Annotated in this window: 22 protein-coding genes; 17 read left to right on the forward strand and 5 right to left on the reverse strand. The window is 65.1% G+C overall.

Going from position 1 to position 26,287, the window contains the following annotated elements:
• Nucleotides 1-70 precede the first annotated feature (70 nt).
• The 8 genes from AB3G45_RS01240 to AB3G45_RS01275 all read left to right on the forward strand — a co-directional run bounded on the left by AB3G45_RS01240 (nucleotide 71) and on the right by AB3G45_RS01275 (nucleotide 10,788).
• Nucleotides 71-1,840 (forward strand): ABC transporter ATP-binding protein, encoded by a 1,770-nt coding sequence (locus AB3G45_RS01240; RefSeq protein WP_367828836.1) that lies wholly within the window; start codon nucleotides 71-73, stop codon nucleotides 1,838-1,840.
• Nucleotides 1,837-3,642 (forward strand): ABC transporter ATP-binding protein, encoded by a 1,806-nt coding sequence (locus AB3G45_RS01245; protein ID WP_367828837.1) that lies wholly within the window; start codon nucleotides 1,837-1,839, stop codon nucleotides 3,640-3,642. Before AB3G45_RS01240 ends, AB3G45_RS01245 begins: the two co-directional genes overlap by 4 nt.
• Nucleotides 3,639-4,355 (forward strand): TetR/AcrR family transcriptional regulator, encoded by a 717-nt coding sequence (locus AB3G45_RS01250; RefSeq protein ID WP_367828838.1) that lies wholly within the window; start codon nucleotides 3,639-3,641, stop codon nucleotides 4,353-4,355. The genes AB3G45_RS01245 and AB3G45_RS01250 overlap by 4 nt, the downstream gene beginning before the upstream one ends.
• 201 nt (nucleotides 4,356-4,556) lie before the next feature.
• A complete protein-coding gene (locus AB3G45_RS01255; protein WP_367828839.1) occupies nucleotides 4,557-5,555 on the forward strand; it encodes a helix-turn-helix transcriptional regulator in 999 nt (332 codons plus the stop codon).
• A gap of 147 nt (nucleotides 5,556-5,702) precedes the next feature.
• Complete coding sequence (locus AB3G45_RS01260; protein WP_367828840.1) at nucleotides 5,703-7,991, forward strand: TonB-dependent receptor; 2,289 nt, start codon at nucleotides 5,703-5,705, stop codon at nucleotides 7,989-7,991.
• A gap of 69 nt (nucleotides 7,992-8,060) precedes the next feature.
• Entirely contained in the window at nucleotides 8,061-9,293 is a 1,233-nt protein-coding gene (locus AB3G45_RS01265; RefSeq protein WP_367828841.1) for an MFS transporter, read from the forward strand.
• Nucleotides 9,294-9,373: 80 nt separating this feature from the next.
• Nucleotides 9,374-10,336 carry a helix-turn-helix transcriptional regulator gene (locus AB3G45_RS01270; protein ID WP_367828842.1) on the forward strand — a complete coding sequence of 321 codons (963 nt, stop codon included), beginning with the start codon at nucleotides 9,374-9,376 and terminating at the stop codon, nucleotides 10,334-10,336.
• 29 nt (nucleotides 10,337-10,365) lie between these two features.
• On the forward strand, nucleotides 10,366-10,788 hold the full coding sequence (locus AB3G45_RS01275; RefSeq protein ID WP_367828843.1) for an Rrf2 family transcriptional regulator: 423 nt from the start codon (nucleotides 10,366-10,368) through the stop codon (nucleotides 10,786-10,788).
• A 261-nt stretch (nucleotides 10,789-11,049) separates the two neighbouring features.
• Here the strand turns inward: AB3G45_RS01275 and AB3G45_RS01280 are convergent, their stop codons facing one another.
• Nucleotides 11,050-11,907, reverse strand: a complete 858-nt coding sequence (locus tag AB3G45_RS01280; protein ID WP_367828844.1) for a helix-turn-helix domain-containing protein — start codon at nucleotides 11,905-11,907, stop codon at nucleotides 11,050-11,052.
• A 102-nt stretch (nucleotides 11,908-12,009) separates the two neighbouring features.
• Between AB3G45_RS01280 and AB3G45_RS01285 the strand changes: the two genes are divergently transcribed.
• From AB3G45_RS01285 to AB3G45_RS01325, 9 genes are all read left to right on the forward strand, one after another.
• Entirely contained in the window at nucleotides 12,010-13,326 is a 1,317-nt protein-coding gene (locus AB3G45_RS01285) for an alpha-glucosidase/alpha-galactosidase (protein ID WP_367828962.1), read from the forward strand.
• A 162-nt stretch (nucleotides 13,327-13,488) separates the two neighbouring features.
• Entirely contained in the window at nucleotides 13,489-14,283 is a 795-nt protein-coding gene (locus AB3G45_RS01290; protein WP_367828845.1) for a DeoR/GlpR family DNA-binding transcription regulator, read from the forward strand.
• Nucleotides 14,280-15,245, forward strand: coding sequence for an N-acetylglucosamine kinase (locus AB3G45_RS01295; RefSeq protein WP_367828846.1), 966 nt, complete (start codon nucleotides 14,280-14,282; stop codon nucleotides 15,243-15,245). The genes AB3G45_RS01290 and AB3G45_RS01295 overlap by 4 nt, the downstream gene beginning before the upstream one ends.
• A gap of 29 nt (nucleotides 15,246-15,274) precedes the next feature.
• Complete coding sequence (locus AB3G45_RS01300) at nucleotides 15,275-16,531, forward strand: sugar ABC transporter substrate-binding protein (RefSeq protein WP_367828847.1); 1,257 nt, start codon at nucleotides 15,275-15,277, stop codon at nucleotides 16,529-16,531.
• Nucleotides 16,528-17,445: a carbohydrate ABC transporter permease gene (locus AB3G45_RS01305; protein ID WP_367828848.1), complete on the forward strand. Its 918-nt coding sequence runs from the start codon at nucleotides 16,528-16,530 to the stop codon at nucleotides 17,443-17,445. Before AB3G45_RS01300 ends, AB3G45_RS01305 begins: the two co-directional genes overlap by 4 nt.
• On the forward strand, nucleotides 17,445-18,302 hold the full coding sequence (locus AB3G45_RS01310) for a carbohydrate ABC transporter permease (protein WP_367828849.1): 858 nt from the start codon (nucleotides 17,445-17,447) through the stop codon (nucleotides 18,300-18,302). The genes AB3G45_RS01305 and AB3G45_RS01310 overlap by 1 nt, the downstream gene beginning before the upstream one ends.
• An 11-nt stretch (nucleotides 18,303-18,313) precedes the next feature.
• Nucleotides 18,314-19,270, forward strand: coding sequence for an SIS domain-containing protein (locus AB3G45_RS01315; protein WP_367828850.1), 957 nt, complete (start codon nucleotides 18,314-18,316; stop codon nucleotides 19,268-19,270).
• Nucleotides 19,270-20,568, forward strand: a complete 1,299-nt coding sequence (locus AB3G45_RS01320; RefSeq protein ID WP_367828963.1) for a D-tagatose-bisphosphate aldolase, class II, non-catalytic subunit — start codon at nucleotides 19,270-19,272, stop codon at nucleotides 20,566-20,568. The genes AB3G45_RS01315 and AB3G45_RS01320 overlap by 1 nt, the downstream gene beginning before the upstream one ends.
• Before the next feature lie 36 nt (nucleotides 20,569-20,604).
• Nucleotides 20,605-21,666 (forward strand): ABC transporter ATP-binding protein, encoded by a 1,062-nt coding sequence (locus AB3G45_RS01325; RefSeq protein ID WP_367828851.1) that lies wholly within the window; start codon nucleotides 20,605-20,607, stop codon nucleotides 21,664-21,666.
• 226 nt (nucleotides 21,667-21,892) lie between these two features.
• Here the strand turns inward: AB3G45_RS01325 and AB3G45_RS01330 are convergent, their stop codons facing one another.
• From AB3G45_RS01330 to AB3G45_RS01345, 4 genes are read right to left on the reverse strand one after another with little or no spacing between them, the layout of a single operon-like run.
• Nucleotides 21,893-22,693 (reverse strand): ATP-binding cassette domain-containing protein, encoded by an 801-nt coding sequence (locus AB3G45_RS01330; protein WP_367828964.1) that lies wholly within the window; start codon nucleotides 22,691-22,693, stop codon nucleotides 21,893-21,895.
• Between the two features lie 39 nt (nucleotides 22,694-22,732).
• The gene (fhuF, locus tag AB3G45_RS01335) at nucleotides 22,733-23,392 is read right to left on the reverse strand and encodes a siderophore-iron reductase FhuF (protein ID WP_367828852.1); all 660 of its coding nucleotides are present in this window, start codon (nucleotides 23,390-23,392) and stop codon (nucleotides 22,733-22,735) included.
• A 53-nt stretch (nucleotides 23,393-23,445) separates the two neighbouring features.
• Entirely contained in the window at nucleotides 23,446-25,425 is a 1,980-nt protein-coding gene (gene fhuB / locus AB3G45_RS01340) for a Fe(3+)-hydroxamate ABC transporter permease FhuB (RefSeq protein WP_367828853.1), read from the reverse strand.
• A complete protein-coding gene (locus AB3G45_RS01345; protein WP_367828854.1) occupies nucleotides 25,422-26,258 on the reverse strand; it encodes an ABC transporter substrate-binding protein in 837 nt (278 codons plus the stop codon). Before AB3G45_RS01345 ends, fhuB begins: the two co-directional genes overlap by 4 nt.
• Nucleotides 26,259-26,287 lie beyond the last annotated feature (29 nt).

The raw sequence follows: 26,287 nt of genomic DNA on the forward strand, positions 1-26,287 counted from the left end.
GATGGAGTGTGACGAAACGCAAACGGCGCGGAGCGGACGGACCTGTCGGCCGGCCGGCGCGCAAGAACGGGTGGACTACCTTTCGAGCTTCCGCCTGCTGCTCAACCATGCCGGCAGCGCGCGGCGCGCCATCGCCCTGTCGATGCTTCTCGCCACGCTCGCCGCCGCCTTCGAGTTCGTCCCGCTCTATATCGTCTGGCGAGTCGTCGTTTCGGCGATCGAGGCTACCGCGTCGCTTTCTTCCGCCCTGTCGTCGGCGGGGCTTGCCGCCGGGGCCGTCCTGCTCGGCCATGCGGCGCAGGCGGCTGCGGTCGCCGAGGGCCATGCCGCCGCCTTCGGCGTCATCCGCAACCTGCGCCTCGCCGTCGCCACCCACCTTTCTCGCCTGCCGGTCGGCTGGCTCTCCACCCGTACCGGCGGCGAGGCGAAGGCGCTGGTCATCGACGAACCGGAGCGTCTGGAGATGATCGCGGCGCACGGCATTCCGGAGGGCACGGGGGCGGTCGTCACATGGCTTGCGGTCTCGGCCTGGCTCTTTTCCGTCGACTGGCGCATGGCGCTCGCGTCGGTGTTCCTGACGCCGTTCTCCTTCCTGCTGATCAGCATCGCCATGCTGCGCTCCGCGCGCAAGGTGCCGGCGTTCCAGGCGGCGAGCGCACGCATGAACGCCGCCGTGGTGGAATATGTCGCCGGCATGCCGGTGGTGAAGATCTTCAACCGCAGCAGCGAGAGCCTCGCCGGGGCAACCGCCGCCGTGCGTGATTATGTGCGCATCGAAACGGAGATCACGCGGGCCTATGTGCCGCTCGGCGGGGCGTTCAACGCGCTCGTCCTTGCCAATATCACGCTGATCCTGCCGGCGGGCCTCTGGCTCATGGCGGCCAGCACGCTGGATGTCGCGACCTTCGTCTTCTTCGTCATCCTCGGCGCGGGTTACAGCCTGCCCCTCATGAAACTCTTCGCGCTATTCCAGCACCTCGCGCAGATTTCCGTCGCCTCGCGGGCGGTGGAGGACCTCCTGGCGACGGCGGGCCAGCCGGAGGCGGCATGTCGCGTGGCGTTTTCCGGCCGCGACGTCGTCTTCGAGAACGTCTCCTTTGCCTATGGCGAGCGCATCGTGCTGCGAGATGTGTCCTTCACCGCGCGCGCCGGCGCGGTCACGGCGCTGGTCGGCCCGTCCGGTTCGGGCAAGAGCACGGCGGCGGCGCTCGTCGCGCGGTTCAACGATGTCGCCGCTGGACGCATCACGCTGGGCGGCGTCGATCTGCGTGATATCCCGACGGCGCAGCTGATGGACGAGATCGCCTTCGTCTTCCAGGACGTCTTCCTGCTCTCCGATACGATCGCCGCCAACATAGCGATCGCCCGACCGGGCGCGAGCCGGCAGGAGGTGCGGGCGGCGGCGCGGGCAGCCCAGGCGGACAGCTTCATCTCGGCCCTGCCGCAGGGCTATGACACAGCTGTCGGCAGCAACGGCGTGCAACTTTCCGGCGGCGAACGCCAGCGCATCGCCATCGCCCGCGCCATCCTGAAGGATGCGCCGATCATCGTGCTCGACGAGGCGACGGCCTTCGCCGATCCGGACAGCGAGGCGGCCATTCAGGCGGGGATCGGCGCGCTCACCCGGGGCCGCACGCTGATCGTCGTCGCCCATCGGCTGCACACCATCGCGGCGGCGTCGCAGATTGTTGTCCTGTCGGAGGGCCGGGTGGTCGAGCGCGGCGACCATGACGCCCTGTTGCGCCGGCGCGGCCTCTATGCCGACCTGTGGGCGGATTGGGAGGCTGTGCGTTCGGCCTCCTTCACCATGGAAAACAGGATGCCGGAGGTGGCACAATGAACGTCCACGCGCATGACGTTTCCGCCACGGTCGGCTCCGATATTCGCAGCCTCGTCCGTCTCTTCGGCCTGACCGGCCCGCATAGGGGCATGGTGCTGCGGGGAACGTTTTTCCGCTTCCTGCAATCGGCCGCGCTCGGCCTTTCCTTCGCCGTCGCCGTATGGGTCGTCACCGATCTCGCCGAGGGCCGCGCCGTCACCGCCGCATGGGCCGCGCAGGCGAGCGCACTGATGTTTTGCGCCCTTGCAGGCCAGGTTCTGTTCGGCCTGCTGGCGACCCGCGACTGCTGGATCGCCAGTCATCTCGTCGCGGGGAACCTGCGAATGGCCATGCTGGAGCGGCTTCGCCTGTTGCCGATGGGATTTCATCTCTGCCGCCACAAGGGCGACACGGTGACGGCGCTGACCGGCGATATGCAGATGCTGGAGGTCTTTCTGGCCGATGGTCTGCCGAAGATCGCCCAGGCGATCGGCCTGCCATTCGCCGTCTTCTGCTTTCTCCTCGCGACCGATTGGCCCGCAGCGCTGATCGCGCTCGCGCCGATCCTTCTCGCCGTCCCGGTCTTCCTCTGGTCGAGCCGGCGTCTGGCGGGGCTTGCGGCGGATCGGCAAGGCGCCCAGGCGGAGGCCGCGGCGCGGATGATCGACTATGTCGAGGGCATGAAGGTCATCCGGGCCTTCAACCGGCTCGCCGACGGCTGGACGGGTTTTAGCGCCGCGCTCGACCGGTTCCATGCGGTTTCGGTGCGCATGATCGCGGCGCTCGTCGTGCCCATGGTCGGCTTTGCCGCTATCGTGATGCTCGGCATTCCCCTGCTCATTGCGGTTGCGGGCTATCGCCATGTCGTGGGTGAGATTCCGGCTGGCACGCTGGTCTGCGTGCTCGGCCTGCTAATGACGCTCTACGCGCCGATCGTCTCCATGCTCAACGTCATGGAGACGGCGCGCACGGCGGAGGCGTCGCTGGCGCGCATGGACGATATTTTTCACGCACCCCTCCTGCCGGAGCCGAAGACACCGGCGCGGCCGAACGGCTTTGCCATCTCCTTCGAAGGGGTTGGCTTCGCCTATGTGCCGGGACGGCCGGTGCTGCGGAACGTCAGCTTTGCGGTCCCCGAGCGCAGCGTCGTCGCCGTCGTCGGTCCGTCCGGCTCGGGCAAGAGCACGCTGCTCAACCTGTTGTCCCGCTTCTGGGAGGTTGGCGAGGGACGAATCACGCTCGGCGGCGTCGATCTTCGCGCGATGCCGTTCGAGGATCTTGCCGCGCACATCGCGGTGGTCTTCCAGGACGTCTACCTGTTTTCCGGAACGATCTGCGACAATATCGCGGAAGGCCGGCCGGGGGCGGACCGGCGGGCCATCGAGGCGGCCGCGCGCGAAGCGCAGGCGCACGATTTCATCATGGCGCTGCCGGATGGCTACGAGACGCGCGTCGGCGAGGGCGGGGCAATGCTGTCCGGCGGCGAGCGGCAGCGGATCTCCATCGCCCGCGCCATCCTGAAGGATGCGCCGGTCGTGCTGCTCGACGAGGCGACGGCGGCTATCGATCCGAGCAACGAGCGGGCGATCCAGACCGCCCTTTTCCGCCTTGCGCGGGACCGCACCCTGATCGTCGTCGCCCACCGCCACTCGACCATTCGCAACGCCGATCATATCGTCGTGCTCGATGGCGGGGTGGTCGCCGAACAGGGCACGCATGACGGCCTGCTGGCGCGGGACGGGCTCTATGCCCACCTCTGGGGCTTGCGCAACCGGGCGGCACGCTGGCAGATCGGCGACGACGAGACGGAGGCAAGGACATGAGCACGACGGGACGCAAGCGCGCGCCGCGCGGCGGCGTGGAGGGAGAGGCCCGTCCCGGTCGCCCGGCACTCATTTCGCGCGAGGCGATCGCGGCTGCGGCACTGGAGATCGGCCTCGACGGGGCGACGCTAGTGCGGATCGCCGCACGTCTCGGCGTCGACCATTCCTCGCTCTATCGCCACGCCAGGAGCCGGGACGACATCCTGCTCGCGGCGGCCGACCTTGCGATCGGCCGGCTCGACTGGCGATCCGAGACGCAGGACTGGCAGGATTATCTCAGGACTATGGCGGAGGCCGTGTGGGACCTCTACGAAACCCATCCGGGCCTCGCACAGGTGCTGCGGCGGCTGGGCAACACCCCCCAGTCCGGCATAGAGGCCTTCGCAGAGGCGGTGCGCCGGCTTGAGGCCTTCGGTTTTTCGACGTCCGATGCCGCCCTCGTCGTCGACATGATCATCGACATGACGACGGAAAGCGTCTCCGCCTGGCAGAGCCTCCAGCAGACGCGCGAGGAGGGCGACACGCTCGGCGAGAAGGTCGCAGGCGCATGGAGCGAGGCGGGCAGGATCGACGCTTCGATCGCCACGGCGCTCAACACCATGGCGGAGGTCCTGCGCAGCCATCCGCGACAATGGTGGCGGCGTAAGCTGGAGGTGCTCCTTGCCGGAGCCGCGACGCTGCGCCCGCCAGACGTGCACGGCGGAAACGGCTGACGGCGAAGTGCCAGACACGGCCCGATCTTCCCGGCCGGCCATATATCTGGAGTTTTTTTGTCATGTTTATTGCTAAATGCAAATTCATGACATAGTGTCTGCGACATGGCGGCGCATCAACCGCCGGAGCGGCCGTGGTCCGATCCGGCGGTTGCATTCGTCTATGCTCCATGCGGTTCCACCTTGAACGGGTTGTCGTAGATGACGGGATTGTCGGATCATTCTCAAGCGCATCGCCCTGCGGTTTCCGCGCGGGATTTCTCCAAGGCGTCGATGGTGTTCTGTGACGACTATGCGCTTTTGACGCAAAAGGCTGGTGGTGACGACGAAAGCCCGCTCTTCGAGGGCTGGCTGGGGCTGCGCGAACTGAGCACGGGCATCAATCTCAGCACCGCGCAGATGACGGCGCTGAGCGATAGCGACCATTCGGCGATCTTTCCGCGCTCGCTTTCCATCGTGCTGTCGCTGGAGGGGCGGCCCTCCGAGTTCAATCCGGGCAACGGCTGCCAGACCATGGTGTTACAACCGGGCGAGGCCGCGTTCTTCTCCTTCGCCGACGATGTGCGTACCACCGGTCGCTACAGCCGCGGCCATCGCTGCAAGTCCATGCTGATCCAGCTTCGGCCCGAGGTGATCGCCGAGGCCAATCTCGCCGATTTCGTCGATGCGCGCACGCGCAACAGCGAGATCGTTCCCTTCGGCACGGGCGTGCGCATGAGTGCGCTCTGCGGCCAGCTCTTCAATCCGCAACTGTGCGGCACGGTGGGCTGCCTGCTCGTCGAAAGCTACACGCTGGAGGTCGTCGCCCTCGCCATCCAGGCCGCTGGCCGGGAAGGCCCCGACGAGCACTCGCATGTCAGGGGCAATGACCGCATGCGCATGGCGCGCATCCGCGACCTGATGATGTCGGAGCCTGGGGCCGAGCACAGCCTCACCTCGCTCGCCCGCGAGGCCTGCGTCAGCGTTTCCAGCCTGAAGATCAAGTTCCGCGAGGTCTACGGCCAGTCCGTCATCGCCTTCCTCCATGACGTGCGCATGGAGAAGGCGCGCGACGGGCTGGAACGCGACGGCTGGACCGTGACCCAGGCGGCGCACTTCGCCGGTTACCGCCATGGCAGTAATTTCTCGACCGCCTTCCAGCGCTATTTCGGTTATTCGCCCGGACAATTGACGCGCGGCGAGATTTATCCGCACGCATAAGGAAACTGCCCGCCGGCATAAACCCGCCCTATGGCGATGCCGGAGCCGAGACAATAATCTTTCTTTGATTTCAAACCGCGAAGCGAAGCCGACCGTGGGTCTTTTGGTCCGCGCCGGTGAACTTCGCCCATTCGACTGGAGTATCGAATGCCGCCCGCACAGACCGAACCGCGTCGCACCTTCCTCACCCGCACCCATGCGGCGACCGGCGTCAAACGGATCGGCGCGCCGACCCGGCGGGCGCGACTTCTGGCCGGTGTCGCCTTCACGGTGACGATGGCGGCGGCGGGCTCGGCGCTGGCGCAGGATGTGCGCGAGGAGGACAAGACCGACCGCGTGACGACGAGCCAGACCCAGGCCGCCGATGGTTCGACCACGCTGGAGGCGATCACCGTCGAAGCCCGCCGCTACGCCGAAAACCCGCTCGACGTGCCCGTCAGCGTCTCCGTGGTGACGGATCAGAAGCTGACGAACGAGCGGATCAACGACGTGCAGGACCTTTCCGACCGCGTCGTCGGCCTGCAGATCCCCAATTACGGCGATGACCCGCGCACCGCCCAGCCGATCGTGCGCGGCGTCGGCACGCTCTCGACGTTGCTGTCGCCCGACAACTCGACCGCCCCGACCATCATCGACGGCGTGCCCATGCCGGCCTTCGCGGCAAGCGGGCAGATGCTCGATGTCGGCCAGATCGACGTGCTGCGCGGGCCGCAGGGCACGCTCTTCGGCCGCAACTCGACGGGCGGCGCGATCAACATCACGAGCATGGTTCCCGATGCGGAGACGATCCGCCAGATCACCGCGGAAGTCGGCACCGAGGGCTACCGCAAGGGCGAGTTCATCCTCGGCGGCGCGATCAACGAGGAGCTCTTCGGCCGCTTTGCCGTGCGCTACCAGGGCCGTGGAGCCTACGTCAAAAACGATCATCCCGGCGAGAAGGATATCGGTGGCTTCGATGTCGGTGCGATCAAGAGCACCTTGCTATGGACGCCGGGCGATACGACGGAGGTTAAGCTCACGCTCGGCTACGAGAAATACGACGGCGACACCGGCTATCCGTACCTCCTGCGCGACAGCCATGCCTATCAGGAGACGCCCGAGTTCAGGCGCGACCTCGGCTACGTCACGCTGAACACCTCGCACGATTTCGAGACGTTCGCGCTGAAGACCACGACGGGCTTCACCTATTACGACATCTACAACTGGACGGACAATTCGGACGGTTACATCAACAGCGCCACCTTCGGTGCGTTCGGTATGGTCATCCCGCCGGAATTCTACACCAATGACGGCGAATTCAACGTCACGGACCAGCGCGAAAGCCAGTTCTACCAGGAAGTCCGCCTGCAATCGCTCGACGATTCGGAGACGAAGTGGGTGGTCGGCGGCGTCTTCTCCTATAACGATTTCCACGAAGATGCCTTCGGAACCTCGACCATGTCGGCCTCGATCAACGGCACGCGCGACGTCAACCTCACCTCGACCTCCTCGGCGATCTTCTTCGACGTGGCGCAGCCCTTCGCGGAGCGCTTCGAGATTGGCGGCGGCCTGCGCTACACCCATGAGCGCAAGAAGATCGATGCCCTCTACACGGGCACCGGCTTCCCGGGCACGGTGGCGAGCTTCGCCCAGGACAGCGCGCGCAACTTCGACATGTTCTCCGGCCGCGTCTCGCTCAGCTACAAGCTCAACGACGAGAACCTGATCTACGGCAGCGTCAGCCGCGGCAACAAGGCGGGCGGCTTCCCGCGCTTTACCGGCAATGCCGCGATCGGCCTGCCGGAAGAGGGCTATGACGCCACCTCGATCTGGACCTATGAAGTGGGCTGGAAGGGCGACCTCATCGACAGCGGCACGAGCTTCGCCGTCGCCGGCTTCTACAACGACGTGACGGACGAGGCGATCTTCGGCTTCGACCCGGCGACCATGACCTTCCCGATCGAGAACTTCGACCTGAAGACCTATGGCGTCGAGGCGGAGGTGCGCAAGGAATTCGACAACGGTTTCGGCATCTTCGCCGGCGTCACGCTCACGCATTCGGAGATCACCGGCATCCCGGCAGGCGGCGTCCTGCAGGCCAAGGTCGGCAACGAGGTGCCGAACGTGCCGCTCTGGTCGGCCAATCTCGGCCTCACCTATCAGGGCGAGGCGGACTTCCTCAACATGTCGGGTGATCCGATGCTCACCGGCTATCTCGGCTACCGTTTCGTCGGCAAGCGCGCGGGCGACACCGGCAACAATTTCGATCTCGACGCCCAGCACATCGTCGATGCGCGGGTGGGCCTGAAGATCGACCAGACGGAATTCTACGTGTTCGGCGAAAACCTCATCGGCGACCGGCTGGAGCAGCAGGGTGCGCATATGACGGCGAACATCAACTCCGTCCTGGTCTCGCGCGGCCGCACGATCGGCCTTGGCATCACGACCAGGTTTTGATCGCCACCTTGAAGAAATGACAGCCCGGGCCAACGCCCGGGCCGGTGAAAACGAAAGACGAGGACCGATATGAAACCCGCGAACTGGATCCTGATCGCCAGCCTCTACGTCACGCAGTTCCTGCCGGTCTCCTTCTTCTTCATGGGCCTGCCGGCGATCTTGCGCGAACAGGGCCGCACGCTGGAAGAGATCGGCGCGCTCTACCTGCTCGGCTTCGTTTGGGTGTTCAAGATTGTCTGGGCGCCGCTCGTCGACCGTATCTCCTTCGGCCGGCTTGGCCATTATCGCGGCTGGCTGCTTGCGATGCAGGCGGCGATGATCGCCATGCTCGTTCTCATCGGCCAGATCGACGGCCTTGCCAATTTCCCGCTGCTGGTCGTGCTCGGGCTCGTGCTTACCGTCTTCTCGGCGACGCAGGATATCGCGACGGACGCCGTCACCTGCCGTCTCCTGCCGGCGGAGCTGCGCGGCCTCGGCAACAGCGTGCAGGTGGCCGGCGGCCTCGTCGGCATCGTGCTCGGCGGCGGGCTGACGCTCGCGCTCTACCCGACGATCGGCTGGACCGGCTGCTTCCTCCTGATGGCCGGCGTGCTCGCCGCCTGCTTCGTGCAGATCCTCTTTTTCCGGGAACCACAGGTTCCGGCCTCCCGCGCGGTCGCCGGTTACGGCCGCATCTGGCGCGTCTGGGCGCGGCCGGGCATGGCGGGCTGGGCGGCGCTGATGGTCATCGTGCCGCTCGGCATCGGCATGATCTTCGCCATGCTGAGCCCCATGCTGGTCGATATCGGCTGGTCGCTGGAGGCCGTCGGCTTCACGCTCAACATCGTCGGCTCGCTGGTCGGCCTTCTCGCCGTCTTCGGCGCGGGTCTGCTCATCCGCCGGTTCGGACGCAAGCGCATGCTGGTGGCCGCGGCCTTCGCGCAGGCGGCGATCATCCTTTCGGTCCTGCCGCTTGCCGGCGGCGCGCGCGAGCCGCTGCTGATCGTGCCCGGCCTGGTGCTCGTCTTCCTCATCTACAATCCGATCGCCACCGTGATGCTGACCATCATGATGGACCGGGCGGCTGCGGGCAGCGAGGGAACCGATTTCACGGCGCAATACAGCCTCTACAGCTTCATGGGTTTCCTGTCCGGTGCCGTCGCGCTCCAGGTCGCAGGCGCGGTGGGCTATCAAATGCTGGTGCTGATTGCCGCGGGCCTTGCCGTGCTCGCGGGGCTGCTCGCCATCAAACTCTATCGCGAAGACCGAGCTGTCGCAGGCGGCGCGGCGGTGGGCACGCCGGCCTACGGCGCCTCCTGCTAGCGGATGTACGAGCCAGCAATGCCGATGCCCCTGCCTGCGGGAAGACACTGTCCCTAGTTCCAGACTGCGTGAGGTGTCCCATGATGCAGACCAGACAGTGCGAAGACATCAAGGTTTTCGACAGCGCCGATTGCGAACACGCCTTCGGCATCCGCACCGAGACCGTACATCTCGACCATGGCATCACTCTTACCATGGCCAGCGGCACGGTCGGCGAGGAGTGCGATCTGCCGCTCGTCCTGCCGCGGCGTGGGGCGGCGATGGTTTTTGTCGCCACCGGCGTCCTGACCCTGCCCGGATGGGCGGGACAAGCGGGTGTCACTTTCGGAAGCGGCGAGGCGGCGCTCGTCTCAAACGGTTTCTTCGCCGACCTGGCGATGGCGCGGCCGGGTGAGGCATTCTCCGTCGTCATTGTCGGCCTGCCGCATGCCTATATGAGCCGCGTCTTCAGCGCGGCCTGCCCCGAAGTGCTTCGCGCCTTTCTCATCGGCGACGGCGAACGCGGGCTCAGCCGCGAAATCCTGCCGTCGGCTTCCATACAGGCCGTACTGTACCAGATGGCGATCGCCCAGGTCAGCGAACCGCTCCGCTCGGTCTTTCTCACCAGCAAGACCTACGAGCTGATCGCGCTCGGCCTCGAGCGGCTGTGCATCGCCCACTGCGATTGTGTGCTTTCGCCCGGCGATATCGAGCGGCTGAAGCGGGCGCGCGACATCCTCAGCGAAAACCTCTCCGATCCGCCTTCGCTGCTGGCGCTCGCCCACGAGGTCGGCATCAACGATTTCAAGCTGAAGAAAGGTTTCAAGGTTCTCTTCGATACGACCCCCTTCGGCTATCTCAAGGAGCGGCGCATGACCGCTGCGCGCAATGCCCTGATCGCGGGCGAACAGTCGGTGACGACGGTGGCGAACCAGGTTGGCTATACCAATCTCGGCCATTTCGCCGCCGCCTTCCGCAAGCAGTTCGGCACGACGCCGAAAGCGGTGAAGAAGACGTCCAACACCCGGATCGATCGGCTTGGCCAGACGCAGAACTGCGTTTAGCCTTGATGTCTGATCGCAGGAGGAGCGAATTGCGTCTGACACGGCAAACGGAAATCGCAATCAGTATTCTGACCTCCTGTGCGCGGCGCCGGCGGCAGATCGATACGCAGCTTGCGGCAAGCGAGGCGGAGACGTCGAAGGACCGAGCGGCGCAGGTCGTGATGCTCCTGTCGCGGGCCGGCTGGATCGGAACACGCCGTGGACGCGCCGGGGGCCTGATGCTTCTCGTACCGCCGGAACGCATTCTGCTTGGCGATGTCGTGCGCCTGATGCAGCCACGCGCCTTCGCGCATCCCTCGCCGGACATGGGCGAGTATTCTTCGGCGTTGGGAACGATCCTGCGCGACGTGTCCGATTCCATGCTTGATCTTCTGGACTGCCACGCGATCGCCGACCTGGTCGGCGGTCATGGCAAGCCGCGTATGCGGGGAGCAGCGTTGCGGGTGCTTTGATGTCGCACGAACGGTCCTGCTGACCCGGACGTAGCGATCTCCATCGGCGGGTGGAGCGAACAGCGCGCCGCGCGCGGAATGAAGGTGCCGACGTTTAATCATAGCGCTTGTAGCTCACATTCTGAGTGCGCGACAAAGCGGCCACAGTTCCCATTTCCGTACCGAAATTCATCGACAAGTCAGCGCAGAGAATTTCATGTCGGAATCTATCGTGCTGCCGAGGAGCGCTGAGAGTACGAGGCGCTTCATTGCCTTGCCTCATCAAAAGCCTTCGACGGAGCGGGCCGCGAGCCGAAACTTCCGGGGCGTCGTGCCGACGCGGCGCATGAATACGTCATAGAACCGGGTATTGGAGCCAAAGCCGCAGTCATGGGCGATTCCCACGATCGCATCGTCGGTTTCCGTAAGCCGCTGCATCGCACGTGCGAGACGGTACCGGGTCAGGTATTCCATCACGGAAATTCCGAGCACGTCCCGAAATGCACGGTTTATCGTCGTCGGATGGATACCGGCGAGCTTGGAGAGCGATGCCAGCGTCAGCCTCTCGGCAAAGCGCGCATTGATCAAGTCCGTCAATAGCTGCGTGTGCCTGACAGCCGGAGTGACGGGTATCCCCGCCTCGCTCGCCACCTCGTCCTTTTCCTCCTGATCGAGAACGATACGGCGCACGGCCAGCTTGACCTCATCGAACACCAACCGACGGCGCAATTCGCCGCCCGATTCCCATTCGTCGACCCACCGGGAGGCAATGCATGCACTTGCAGGGTCCTGTGCGCCCTGCATCACAAATGCGCCCTGCATGATCGCCTGACGGGAGGCCTTGCCGATCGGCAAGGCCAGAAAGTCGGCCAGAGGAAGATAGACGCAGATCAGAGGCGCATCCGGCGTCACGAAGATCGTCTGATGCGGGATAGCGGCCCAGAACAGGCCGAAGCGCCCGGCCTTCACATGCTCCTGCCGTCCGTTGAAGAGATAGGTCATGTCGCCGTCGAGGAGGAGGTTGACCTCGATGTGGTCATGCCAGTGCGCAGTCCTCATCGTGTCGGCGAGGTGGCGCTCGATCAGAAAGGTGCGCGGGGAATCCGTCCATTCCCCGGTCTCGTCGAATTCCCTGTTCATCCGGTCCAACGCTTCGATTCGGGATTGAATATACAAATAGCAGGAAGAAATTCTGGATTAAATGGGCGATATCCTGAGCGAGCAGAACAGCCGGAGATCGATATGCCGAAGATTTGCCTCGTTGGTGCGGGGAGCACCGTGTTTGCGCAGAACATTCTTGGAGATGTGCTGTCCACGCCATCCGGCCATGACTATGTCATCAGCCTGTTCGACATCGACGCCGAACGCCTCAGAACATCGGAAATCGTCACCCGGCGGATCTGCGATGCGCTGAACCTCGCGGCTGTACGGATCGAGGCGACGCTCGACCGGCGCACTGCCCTTCGCGGGGCGGATTTCGTCATTCTGATGATGCAGGTCGGCGGCTACAAACCGGCGACCGTCACGGATTTCGAGGTGCCGAAGAAATACGGCTTGCGCCAGACCATTGCCGACACGCTCGGCATCGGCGGAATTTTTCGCGGGCTGCGGACCATTCCGATCCTCGAGGCGATCTGCCGCGACATGGAGGAGGTTTGCCCCGGCGCGCTGCTCATGCAGTATGTCAACCCGATGGCGATCAACTGCTGGGCCATCAAGGAACTGGCCCCGAGCATTCGTACGGTGGGGCTCTGCCACAGCGTTCAGCACACGGCCGCGCATCTGGCAACATGCCTTGGCGAGGACATTGCCGGCATCAACTACCTGTCCGCCGGCATCAACCATGTCGCCTTCTTCCTCAAGTACGAGAAAATCCATGCCGATGGCAGGCGGGAGGACCTCTATCCCCGCCTGAAGGCGCTCGCCGCCGAGGGCCGCGTACCGGATGACGACCGCGTCCGCTTCGATGCCCTGAAAAGGCTCGGCCATTTCGTCACGGAATCCAGCGAGCACTTCTCCGAATATACGTCCTGGTACATCAAGGGGCGCCAACCGGAGCTCATCGACGCGCTGAACATTCCGCTCGACGAATATATCCGCCGCTGCGAAGAGCAGATCGCCGGCTGGCACACGTTGCGCCAGAATCTCGAGGGCAACAAGCCGGTCGAGGTGTGCCGAAGCAACGAATATGCGGCCGGCATCATCCATGCGGCGACCACCGGTGCGCCGGCTTTGATCTATGGGAACGTGCCCAACAACGGGCTTATCGAGAATCTCCCGCCTGAATGCGTCGTTGAAGTGCCCTGCCATGTCGACAGAAACGGCATCCAACCGATCCGGATGGGCCGGATCCCGACACAACTGGCCTGCGTGATGACGCTCAGCACGTCCGTTCAGGAACTCACGGTGGAAGCTGCACTGACGAAAAGCCGCGACCGTATCTATCAGGCCGCACTTCTCGATCCCCACACATCGGCGGAGCTTTCACCCGACCAGATCTGGTCCCTAGTCGACGACCTGATCGAACAGCACGGGGACCTTCTGCCCGAATATCGCTGACGCCAAGCCCTCAGGCTCGAACGACAAGGCGTCCTCCTCCGGGAAGGGCGCCTTTTTGTTTCACCTGCACATGCCAAAACATCATAAAACGTCACGAACATGATTGACAATGATTTTATATGATGGAAATTTGACGCAGGATGTTGCGAAGGAAGCGCTGCGATGAGCCCCAATGGCGGGATAAAGACTGATCGGCTGGATGCGATCCGCAGCCATCTCTACGCGAACGGCTTTTCCACGATCCAGAATCTGGCGGACGCGGTCGGTGCCTCGCTTGCAACCGTCCGGCGCGACCTCCAGGTGCTCGAACAGGACGGCGTCATCGACCGCGTCCATGGCGGGGCACGTATCGCCGAGGGCTCGTCGGTCGAGCTCGCCTTTCAGGAACGCGAGAAGCGCCAGCTTTCCGCCAAGCGCGCGATTGCCAATGCAGCCTATGGGCTGCTCTCGCCGCGCACGGCGATCTTCCTCGATGCGGGCACAACCGTGTTGCAGCTCGCACGGCTCATCCGCATCAATCCGATGCCGCTGCGCATCTTCACGAACGGGCTGATCGTTGCGCAGGAATTCCTGAATATCCCCAGCCTCGAAGTCACTCTTCTGGGGGGGCAACTTCGCAGCGAGAACGCGTCCATCGTCGGCCCCCAGGCGGAAGTCATGCTTGAAGGGCTCTGGTTCGATCAGCTCTTCCTCGGTGCAAGTGCGGTCAGCCCGGACGGCGCGATCTACAGCGTCGACAGCGCGGAGGCGAGCCTCAATCGACGCATGCTGACCCGCTCGGCCAACCGCTATGTGCTTGCGGATTCTTCCAAGTTCGGCACGACGGCGACCTACAAGGTCTCGCCGCTCGCCGATACACGGCTCATCACCGATACGGGCCTGACCGCGCAATGGCGCAGCCAACTCGAAGAGGCCGGCGTGGACGCAGCCTTTGCGCAGCTTGGTGCACAGGAATGAGCGACGCGCTGGTCCTTGGCATCGATGGCGGCGGAAGCACGATCCGTGTGGCCCTTGCAAACAGGAACGGCGAGATTCTGCGTACGAGCTTCGGCGAAGGCGTCAACCCCATGGACAACCCGAACTGGCGGGCCGAGCTCGACCGGCACCTGATGCCGTTCCGCCATGAGCCGAAGCTCGCATCGGTTGCGGCGGCCTTGCCGGCCTATGGCGAGGTCGCTTACCTCTCCCGCCTCCAGGAAGCGGCGATCGCGGACATGTTTCCCGCCATGCGCGCGACCATCCTCAACGATGTCGATGCCGCCCATCTCGGTGCCTTCGGCGGCCGGGCCGGGATATTGATCCTGTCCGGAACGGGCTCGATGGCCTGGGCAAGGAATGCGGCCGGACATCCCGCCCGTTCGGGCGGCTGGGGGGATGTCGTCGGCGATGAGGGCAGCAGCTACTGGATCGGCCGCCTCGCCCTCAGTCTCGTCAGCCAGAGCCTCGATGGACGTGCGCCGAAGACATCACTGGCGAATATCGTCTTCGAGCATTTGAATCTCGACCTTTCCGATCCGATGAACAGCCTTGGCGGATGGGTCAATTCGCTCGCCAAGCCCCGGTCGGGTATTGCCGCCCTCTCGGCGCTGGTGGATCGCGCGGCCCGGGCGGGCGATGCTCCCGCCCGGGACTTGCTGCAACGCGCCGCGGATGCGCTTGCATGCCATCACGCTGCGGTCGCCGGGCACTGCGGCAAGGATGCCGATTGGACCTATGCGGGGGGAACCTTCGCAAGCGTGCTGCTGCTCGAATTCCTGGAGCAGCGCATCGGCAAGCCCGCAAAGGTGCCCAGGCTTTCCCCCATCGGCGGCGCGCTTCTGGCCGCCGCCCGAAATCTCGGCTGGCCGCTCGACGACGGCTGGCTCGAGCCTGCCGCCGCGTCCGCCGGAGCGGCGAGCGCACAACCGACAACCAGATGAAGATTCCAACGACAAAAAAGGATGGGAACATGCGTAAGATCATAATGTCATTGCTGGCCTCCGGCGCACTCATCATGGCGCTGCCGGCTTTTGCCGACGACGCGAAGCCGCTCGCCGGCAGCACGATCACGGTGCTGATGCCGTCGCCGCAGGGCGCCGATATCGCGGAAGAATTCGAGGCGGAAACCGGCATCAAGGTCGATTTGCAGACGCTCTCCTGGGACGACATCCGCCCGAAGCTCGTGACAGCGCTCGTCGCGGGCACGGCGCCGGCCGACGTCACCGAGTTCGACTGGTCGTGGACGGGCCAGTTCGCGGCTGCCGACTGGTATCTGCCGCTCAACGACGTGATTGATGCGGAGACCGTTGCCGATATCGGCGTCGCGAAGATTTTCACGGTCGACGGCAAGCTGCTTGGAATACCCTATACGAACGACTTCCGGGTGATGCTCGTCAACAAGAAGCATTTTGCCGATGCCGGCGTTACGGAAATGCCGAAAACCCTCGACGACCTCGTCGCCGCCGCAAAGAGGATCAAGGAGAAAGGCATCTCGACCTACCCCGTCGGGCTGCCGCTCTCGGCGACGGAAGGGGCTTCGACCAGCTGGTATCTCCTGACCAAGGCCTTCGGCGGAGAGCTGTTCGACAACGACTTCAACCCGCTTTTCACCGACCCGGACTCTGCCGGCTACAAGGCGCTGGCCTTCGAACTGATGCTGCTGAAGGAAGGGTTGGTCGATCCGGCCTCCACCGGTCTCAAGGACAGCCAGATCAACGAAAGCATGTTCTCCCAGGGCCTCACCAGCATCATGATCTCGGGTGAGCCCGGCCGTCTGGGCCAGATGAATGATCCCAAGCAGTCGAAGGTGGCAGGTGAGGTCGAGGCGATCCTGGTTCCCACGGAGAGCGGCGAGACTCGCAGCTTCGGTCTTCCCGAAGCGCTCGCCATTCCGAAGGTCTCCGCCAATCAGGAAGCGGCGATCGCCTTCGTGAAATGGTTCACGAGCCGGGAATTCCAGAAAAAGAACATGGTGAACGGCTTCCTGCCGACCCGCACCTCCGCGCTCGCCGAACTCAATTCCGAAGGCAAGCTCCACAGCGGCGATGCGCTCGTCGCGCAGTCGAAGACCGTCGAAGCCCTCTTCCCGCAGGGCACTCCCCCCTGGTATCCGCAATTCTCCAGCGGCGTGAACACGGCGATCAATAGCACCGCCAAGGGTGAGATGACTGTCGAGCAGGCCGTCGAAAGCATCGCCGAGGCCGCAAAGCAGGCCATGGCGCAATGACAGCGATCGTCACCGGCCGATCGGCCGGAAAGCGTGGCGTCGGCATGAATGCCGACGCCACGCTCGGCGTGCTGCTTGTCGCACCCATCCTCGTCACCATGGCGAGCCTCGTCTTCTACCCGATGGCGCGCACCTTCTGGGACAGCCTGCACCGCGTCAACCCGATGCAAGCAGGCACGCCCTTCGTGGGACTGGATAATTATGCGCGAATGCTTTCCGACGCACAGCTCGGCGCTGCATGGACCAATACTATCGTCTATGTCGTCCTTGCAGTCATCGCCGAGACGGTGTTCGGCGTCCTCGCCGCGGCCCTCATCAACCAGGTGAAGGTGGGGCGGCGATGGATCCTGGCGGCGGTGATTCTGCCCTGGGCGCTCCCGGGCGTCGTCAATTCCGTGATCTGGCTGTGGATCTACCAGCCGGGCGCCGGCCTCCTGAACGGCATCCTCTCGGCTTTGGGCCTGCCGTTCGAGAACCACGTCTGGTTCAACGACCGGACCAGCGCCATCATCGCCGTCACCGTCGTTCATGTCTGGCGCATGATGCCGCTCACGATCGTCATCGTTCTGGCGGCCATGCAGAGCATCCCGAGCCATCTCTACGAGGCGGCGCGCATCGACGGTGCGACGCGCGGCCAGATGTTCACCCTCGTTACGCTGCCGCTCGTGCGCAGCGCAATCGCCGTCGCCATGACCAATGCCACGGTGAACGCTTTCAACCTTTTCGACGAGGCCTGGGTGCTTTCCGGGGCCAGCCTCGAGACCCGCCCCGTCCTCGTGCAGATTTATCTCGAAACGTTCCAGAACCTCCGCTTCTCCTACGGGATGGCGCTCTCGATCACCGTCACCTTCGTCGCGCTCCTCGTGTCGCTGGTCTACGTCCTCCGCGTCTATCGCAACACACGGTTCGACTGATGAAACCTACGCTTCCCTACCGCCTGCTGATATGGGCCGGCCTCATCCTCCTGCTGCTCTGGTCGTTGGGACCGATCTACTGGACGATCGCCAGTTCCCTGACGCCGACGGCGGATTTCTCCGTGCGGCCGATACGTTTCTTTCCGCAGAATTTCACACTCGACCACTATTCGAGGCTGCTCGGCATCAACATCGACCGGATCGGCGGCGTCGAGGTGTGGAAGCAGTTCCGCGCGGCGCTCTTCAACAGCCTCGTGACCTCGGTGGCGGCGACCGTTCTGTGCATCGCGGTCTCCTCGCTTGGAGCCTATGCCTTCACCCGCATCCCGTTTCCAGGCCGCGGTGCGCTTTTCGCGGCAGTGGTCGCCACGCTTGCGATCCCGGCCTACGCGGTCCTCATCCCGCTTTATCAGATCATGATCAAGATGCAGCTTGTCGACACCTATGTCGGCGTCGCCCTCATCTATGTCTCGGCCTATCTGCCCCTCTCCCTCTGGCTTCTTCGAAGCGTCTTCGACGCCTTGCCGCTTGCGCTCGAGGAAGCGGCGCAACTCGACGGCGCGGGGCGGCTTTATATCTTCTTCAATATCGTGCTTCCGCTCGCCGGCCCCGGCCTGACGGCAGCCGCCATCCTGACGTTCCTCGGGGCATGGGGCCAATATCTGGTTCCTCTCATTTTCTCTCCGCAAGCGACCAAGCCCCTGACCGTCCTCATTCCCGAATTCGTCACCAAGAACTTCATCGACTACGGGCTGATCACGGCGAGCGGATCCATCGCGATCGTCATCCCCGCCCTCGTCGTCATCTTCCTCAACCGATACCTCGTCAGCGGACTGCTGGCCGGCTCGGTAAAATAACCGGAGACATCATGAACACGACTGAAAAGGTGATTTTCGAGCAGTTCCCGTATTGGGAAAAGGCGATAGGCTCGAACACCGCCGCCAGGAAGACCGACCTCCTCGTCTATGTCGGCTGCGGCACATCCTACTATCTCGCGCTCTCCCTTGCGGCCTCTGCCAACGGTGCAGGACGGCAGGCGATCGCAGTGCCCGGCGACGAATGGCTCAACCGGCCGTCGCTCTTCTGGCCCGAATGGACGAGGACGCATGTGGTCGCAATCTCGCGCAGCGGCGAGACGACCGAAACTGTCGCCGCCGCCCGGAAAAGCCGTGCCAGCGGCGCCTTCGTCACCGGCCTGACGGTGGAGCTGGAAAGCAGTCTTGCCAGGAGCTGCCACAAGACCATCGCAGCCGCGACCCATCCGGACGAGGGCATCGTGATGACGGCCTCGGCGAGCCTCATGCTGCTGCTCGGCATGCAGATGGCCGGATACGACATCCCCGCCTCGACCCCGGCAGCGGCGGAAGCGCTCGCCAGGGCCCTCGATGCGTCGCTCCCGGCCCAAATCCACGAGCGCTCGCATGTCGTCTTCCTCGGCAGCGGCGCCCTGTTCGGCATCGCCTTGGAAGGTGCCCTCAAGCTGATGGAGATGAGCCAGGTCCTGACCCAGGCCTTTCATCCGCTCGAATACCGCCACGGCCCGATCAGCCTGGTCGATCAGAAGACAGCCGTCGTGATGCTCTACAGCGCCGACCAGAAGGACGCCGAGATCAAGCTCGTCGGGGAATTGCAGGACAAGGGCGCGCTCGTCGTCGGCCTGGGCGGTCCGGGCGACGTGGCGCTTCCCGTCGTGGACACCGATCCGGCCGTTGCCGGTCTCGTCCTCCTGCCCGCGCTCCAGATCCTGGGTGAACGCGCCGCACAAGCACGGCGAATCGATACGGTCGCACCGCGTCACCTGACGAAAGTGGTGACATTGGCATGATCGCCGCCGTTGAACGCAACCGGCGCATTGCGCTGGCAAAACTGTTCGGATCGAAAGATTTGCCACTGCCGCGGGGAATCACCTCCGTGTGCTCCGCCCATCCGCTCGTCGTCGAAGCCGTGCTACGCCGTGCAGCGCGCGAGGATCAGGCGGTCCTGCTGGAGGCGACCTGCAATCAGGTCAACCAGGAGGGTGGATATACCGGGATGACGCCAGCCGATTTCCGGCATTTCGTCGAGCGTATTGCTGTGACAGCCGGCTTTCCGGTGGACCGCATCATTCTTGGCGGCGACCACCTCGGCCCGAATCCATGGCGGAAACTCCCTGCCGACGAGGCCATGGCCCGCGCCGAGGCGATGATCGTCGCCTATGCCGAGGCGGGCTTCGAAAAACTCCATCTCGACACCTCGATGGGCTGCGCAGGAGAACCGGCAGGCCTTTCCGATGCGCTGACGGCCGAAAGGGCTGCGCGCCTTGCGCGTGCCGCGGAAGACGCCACGAGGCGTGTCGGCCGCAAGCCGCCCGTCTATGTTATCGGCACGGAGGTTCCTCCGCCCGGAGGCGCGACGCAAGTATTGGAGGAGCTGGAAATCACCCGCCCCGAAGCCGTGCTGGAGACGCTTGCCGTCCATCGCTCCGCCTTTGTCGCAGCCGGCGTCGAGCCTGCTCTCGCGCGCGTCATCGGCATCGTGGTCCAGCCCGGCGTCGAGTTCGGCAACGCCAACGTTGCGCTCTACAAGCCGGACCGGGCGCAGAGCCTGGTCTCGGCGCTTGACGCCATGCCCGGCCTCCTCTTCGAAGCCCATTCGACCGACTATCAGCCGGCCGGCGAGCTCTCCGCCCTGGTCGATGGCGGGTTCGGGATTTTGAAAGTAGGGCCGGGGCTGACCTTCGCCCTCAGGGAAGCCCTCTACGGGCTCGATGCGATACGCCGGGAGATCGCCGGTCAAGCCGCATCGCGGGGTCTGCCCGCCGTTCTGGAAGAGGTCATGCTGGCCAGCCCCGGCCATTGGTCGGGTCACTATAGCGGCACAGCCACGGAACAGAGGCTGCAGCGCCATTTCAGCTACAGCGACCGGATTCGCTATTATTGGCTGGACAGGCAGGTATCGAACGCCGTGGACCGGCTTTTCGCCGAGCTCCCCGGGCGGATTCCCGAAACCCTGATCAGTCAATATCTCAGCCGGCTCTACCCGAAGGTCGTCGCCGGCCACGTTGCGCCGAACGCCCGCGATCTCTGCCTTGCCGCGATCGATGCGGCTCTTGCGCCCTACCGTATCGCCACGGCGCGCCGATAGGCCGCGCCAGCCCCACCCCTTCTACTGGAGACAATGATGGCACCAGTCACGATAACGAAGGCCCGCAAGGCCTATGGTCATTTCGAAGTCCTGCACGGCGTCGATATCGACATCCTGGACGGCGAGTTCGTCATCCTCGTCGGTCCGTCAGGCTGCGGAAAGTCCACGCTTCTGCGGATGATCGCGGGACTGGAGGAGATATCCGGCGGAGACATCGCCATCGGCAGCAGGATCGTCAACGACGTCGCGCCGAAGGAACGGGACATTGCGATGGTCTTCCAGTCCTATGCGCTCTATCCCCACATGACGGTGGAAGCGAATATGGGCTTCTCGCTGCGGCTTGCGAGGGCACCGAAGGACGAGATCAAGCGGCGCGTTCTCGAGGCGGCGCAGATACTCGGCCTCGAACACCTGCTCGACCGCTATCCGCGAAACCTCTCCGGCGGCCAGCGTCAACGCGTGGCGATGGGCAGGGCCATCGTCCGCCAGCCCCAGGTCTTCCTCTTTGACGAGCCGCTCTCCAACCTGGACGCCAAGTTGCGCGTGCAGATGCGCGCCGAAATCAAGCAATTGCACCAGCGCCTGAAGACGACGACCATCTATGTCACCCATGACCAGATCGAAGCGATGACCATGGCCGACCGGATCGTCGTCATGCGCGACGGCCATGTCGAACAGATCGGCTCCCCACTCGATCTCTATGACAGGCCGGCCAACCTGTTCGTTGCCGGCTTCATCGGCTCGCCGGGCATGAATTTTATTCCGGGAAAAATCAGCCAGACGGGGCCAATCGAGTTTGTTGCCGCAAGCGGAGCCCGGTTGCCACTCCCCGAAGAGTGCCCCGCAGAGCGCGGCCGGGAGATGATATACGGCGTGCGCCCGGAACATCTGCTCATCAATCAGGGCGGAGTGGATGCAACGGTATCCTTCATCGAGCCGACAGGTGCCGAAATACAGATCACGGCGAAAGTCGGCACCACCCAGATCGTCGCCTCCGTGCGGGACCGGATCGTCGTGCGGCCAGGAGATACCATCTCAGTGGGTTTTGATGTCAACACGATCCATATTTTTGATGCACAAACCGAAAGCCGAATATAGCCTACAAGCTGACTATGCGATGGCCATGGCGCGGAAGAAACGTCCACAAGCACCAAACTCGACATCATGCTGTGGATGATTGATCGTATCCGTCACGATCTCGTGCACGGCACAAGTGATACGAACGTGATGTTGGATTTGCGCGACTTCTTGACCACTGTCCGCGGGCTCAAGCGCGGTGCGACGTGTCAATACTGCCGTTTGGTTCTGTTCGATTCTAAGACCTTCAGCAGGGCAGTGCTACCGGTTTCCCGGTCTGCGGATGAACCATGACCGCCATGTCGACGCCGTAGATGCGCTTCAATTCCCCGACCGTCATGATGTACTCGGGCGCTCCCCGGGCAATGAGCCTTCCCGAATGCAGCGCGATCACGTCGTCGCAGAAGCGGGTGGTGACGTTGACGTCGTGCAGGACGACGACCACCCCCAGACGCTTCTCATGCGAGAGCATGCGCACGAGCGACATGACCTCGATCTGATGGGCGATGTCGAGCGCGGAGATCGGCTCGTCGAGGAGCAGGCATTCGGCGTCCTGTGCCACCAGCATGGCGATCCACACGCGTTGGCGCTCGCCGCCGGAAAGGGTATCGACCAGACGGTCTGTGAAGGGCGCGATGCCGGTCAGCTCGATAGCTTCTTCCACCTTCTCACGGTCTTCCTTGCCGAAGCGGCCGAGCGCGCCGTGCCAAGGATAGCGTCCCATTGCGACGAGTTCCCTCACGAGCAGGCCGGAGGCAGGCGGTGTCTGCTGCGGCAGGTAGGCGAGGCTCCGGGAGAAGGCGCGGTCGCCCCATTCCGGCAGTGCACGCCCCTTGAAGCGAATGGTTCCGCCGGTCGCGGTCTGCTGGCGGGCGAGAATCTTCAGGAGCGTCGACTTGCCCGACCCGTTATGGCCGATCAGGCCGATGATCTTCCCCTCGGGGATCGTCAGGGTCAGTGGCTCGATGAGCGTGCGCTGCGATATCGAGAAGGACACGGCATCGAGCTCGAAGAGCGGTGCGGGAGATGCGTCTGGCAGGGCTTGCATGATCACGATCGTTCCGGTGAATGGGATGGCATTGCGGTTTCAGGTCTTGCGAATATCCGGCAGGGGACAAAGGCTGCAGCATGTCTCCTCACCGGGCAGCAGATAGCGAAGGCAGCAGACCCGGCGGCGCCGGACAGGCATGTCGTTCTCCAGCAGGTAGCGGACCTGCCCGAACAGCGGGTTGCGTCTTCCGTTCGGCAATATCTCCGCGTTCAACATCGAAAAGCCGTGTTGCAAGCCCCTTCCCGATTTCGCGCCGTCCTTGCCGGCCTCGGAGAGAGACCATGCGAGAATGGTGGCCGCATTGCTCCACAGGAGCCGCTCGGTCACGCCGAAAGCCGACGACATCGTTTCTATGAAGGGCACGAGATGATTCTCAAGCAGAACCGACAGCGGAGCCGGGTCTGCCTCGTCGATCGGCTCCCCGTCGCTGGCGAGAAGAAAGGCCGTCGGCGTTCCGTCCTCCGTGATCCGCATATGGATGCGCGTGATCTCGATGGGCAGGGTGCGGCCGAGCCGCACGGCCACCGCCACGGTGGGGACGATGAGCGCAGCAAAGTAGTATTGCGACCAGAGCGAGATCGCCGCGCGCCGGTCGGCCGCCCCGAAGGGGGCCTCGAAACGGGCGACGAGCGCACCGATTCCTTGCATGTCGAGCGGCCGGACCGAGCCGGCATCGTCGTCGCCCGCCAATTCCATATGGTCGCCATACCAGTGGAAGGGCCGCGCGAAGGCGCCAGCGAGGGTGGGGATCATCGCATGTCCCGGTTGCGCCAGAGGAGAAGGACGAGCACCGGGCTGCCGGTGACGGCGGCGAGCAGGCCGGCGGGGATCTGGCGGGGAAAGGCGACCTGCCGGCCGATCCAGTCCGCTAGGACGAGGATGGCGGCGCCGGCGAGAGCCGCGACGAGCACCTCACCGCCCGCGCGGCGTGCCCCGGCGGCGCGGGCGATCGCCGGCGCCAGCAGGCCGACGAAGGTTATCGGACCGACGACGAGGGTCGCGGCGCCCGTGGCGCCCGCCACCATGAGAAGCATGGCCAGCCGGACGGCGGCCATGTTCATGCCGAGCGCCCGGCCGACGGGCGCGCCGAGCGGCACGATATCGAGCCAGCGCAGCAGCGGGACCGTCGCGGCGAGCGCAAGGCCCGCCGCCGCCGAGACATAGGCCATCCGCTCCGTGCCGACGCCGTAGGTCGAACCGGCCATCCAGACGAGCAGCCGCGAGAAGCGGGGGTCTCCGCTGGCGAGCAGGATGGAAACGAGCGCCGACATGGCCGTCGCCAGCGTTAGGCCGACGAGGACGATGCGTTCGGGCGAGAAGCCGCTCCCCTGGACGAGGACGAGGAGCAGTACGGCGACGCCGAACGCGCCGACTGCGCCGTAGAGCGCCTGGATGCCGGGGCCGGCGGCCGGCGACAGCACCATGGCGGCGATCACGCCGCAGGCGGCGCCCGCGCTGACGCCGGCAAGCTCCGGCGCGGCGAGCGGATTGGCCGTCAGCCGCTGGATCACCACGCCGCCCGTGGCTAGCAGCACGCCGCAGGCGGCCGCCGCGGCGATCCGCGGCAGGCGGAGGGCCAGGACGGGATCGGAAGGGCTGGTGAAACCGAAGCTGTCGGCCGTCCAGCCCAGCGTTGCGGCGGCAAGGACGAAGAGGGAGAGGACGATCGCTCCGGTCACCAGAGCCGCCGTAAGAGGGATGCGTGCCGGCATGTCCTGCCGGAGCACGGGCGGCCGGCCGGCGAGCGGCCGCCCTGCGAAAAGCAGGAGGAAGCCCGCGCCGACGAGCGCCGTCGCCGCGCCGGTCGGCACGCTCCCGATGGTGCCTGAACAGGCCATGACGGCGGCATCGGCTAGGAGCAGCAGCAGGGCGCCGGCCGCCGTGGCGCCGGCGAGCTGCTGCGGCAGCGTGCGCGCGCCCGCGAGCCGGGCGAGGGCGGGCGCGGCCAGCCCGAGAAAGGCGAAAACGCCGACGGCCGCCGTGACGATGGCGGCAAGCATCGCGGCGGCGGCAAGAGCAAGGCCGCGCACCAGCGCGGAGGGCAGGCCGAGGGCTCGCGCCGCATCCTCCCCCAGCGCGAGCACCGCGAGCTGCCGCATCAGCAGCAGGAGGCCCGCGGCGGGCAGGACGAGCTTGACGGGCAGCCAGGCCGCGACCGACCAGCCGTTCTGCACCAGCGAGCCGGAGCTCCAGATGAACAGGCTCGTCAGATAGCGGCCGTTGAAAAGGATGAGGACATTGGCGGCGGCGGCGGCCGTCAGGCCGAAGGTCAGCCCTGCCAGCACGACGGTCATCGGCGAGGTGCCCCGCCTCAGCCAGAGGGAGGCCATCAGCGCCATGACGAGGACGGCGCCGGCAAGCGCGGCGGCATCCCGTGCGAGAACGCCGGCCTCCGGCGCGGCGAGCAGCAACACGACGAGCGCGAGCTGGCTGCCGGCGGAAAGGCCGAGTGTTCCGGGCTCGGCGAGGGGGTTGGCGAAGATGTGCTGCAGCACCGCGCCCGCCATGCCGAGCGCCGCGCCCGAGGCGAGCGCGACGACGATCCGGGGCAGGCTGTCGTAGTGGAACAGCATCTGGCGGATATCGTCCGCATCCGGCGTGAGGGCTGCGGCGGGCCAGAGTGCGACGGGCAGTTTGCCGGCGAGATTGGCCGCGGTCAGCATCACCGCCGGAAGCGCCAGCAGCACGCCGAGAAGCACGGCGCGCGAGGGTGGGGATGCCCGCGTCACAGGTCTCCCGCGACGGTGCCGAGCAACCGGGCGAAACGTCCGGCCGTCGGAAAGGCCCCGAATGGGGTCGCCGACGCAATGCCCGTTACGCGGCCCGCCCGCACGAAGGGTAACGCCTGCCAGAGCGGGCTTGCGGCGAGATCCGCCGGCACGCCCGGCGCATTGTTCTCAATGAAGACGAGCATGGCGTCCCACCGGTCCGCCAGCCGATCGATGCCGACGACGTCGAACGTGCCTTCGCCAGCCCAGGCATTGACGAGGCCTACCCGGTCCAGCACGTCCTGAAAGAGGTTCGACCGTCCGTAGACCCAGACGTGCCGGTTATCCACGAAGGTCACGAGGAAAACCGGCTGCCCGGCACGGTGCGCGAGGCGCCGCCGGGCTCCCGCAATATCCGCTTCCACCGCGGCGACGGCGGCATGGCCGAAGGTGGGGCGGCCGAGGAAGTCGGCAAGGTTCAGGAGGAGATCCCTGAAATGCTCGTATTCCCGGACGGCCGGGGCCGACGTCATGGTCAGCGCCCTGAGCGGCGCGATCATGGCGAGGCGGTCGAGGTCGGGCCGTTCCCCGGGGGTGAGGATCAGGTCGGGGTGCAGATCGGCGAGCAGCTCGACATTCGGCTCCGCCTCGGTGCCGAGATCGACGACGCCCTCCGGCAGGAAGGGCTCGACCACCCAGCGACGATAGGTCTCCGGATCCTGCATCGCCGCCGGCACAAGGCCGATGGCGATCAGGGTCTCGACGATGCGATGCTCGAGCGCGGCGATGCGGATCCGGCCGGGACGCGCATGCGCATGCCCCGCGCAGGCGGCAAGCGCCGCTGCGCCCAGCATCCGGCAGAAGCCACGGCGGCAGGAACGGC

The sequence above is a fragment of the Shinella sp. S4-D37 genome (assembly GCF_040812195.1).
Classification (GTDB): Bacteria; Pseudomonadota; Alphaproteobacteria; order Rhizobiales; family Rhizobiaceae; genus Shinella.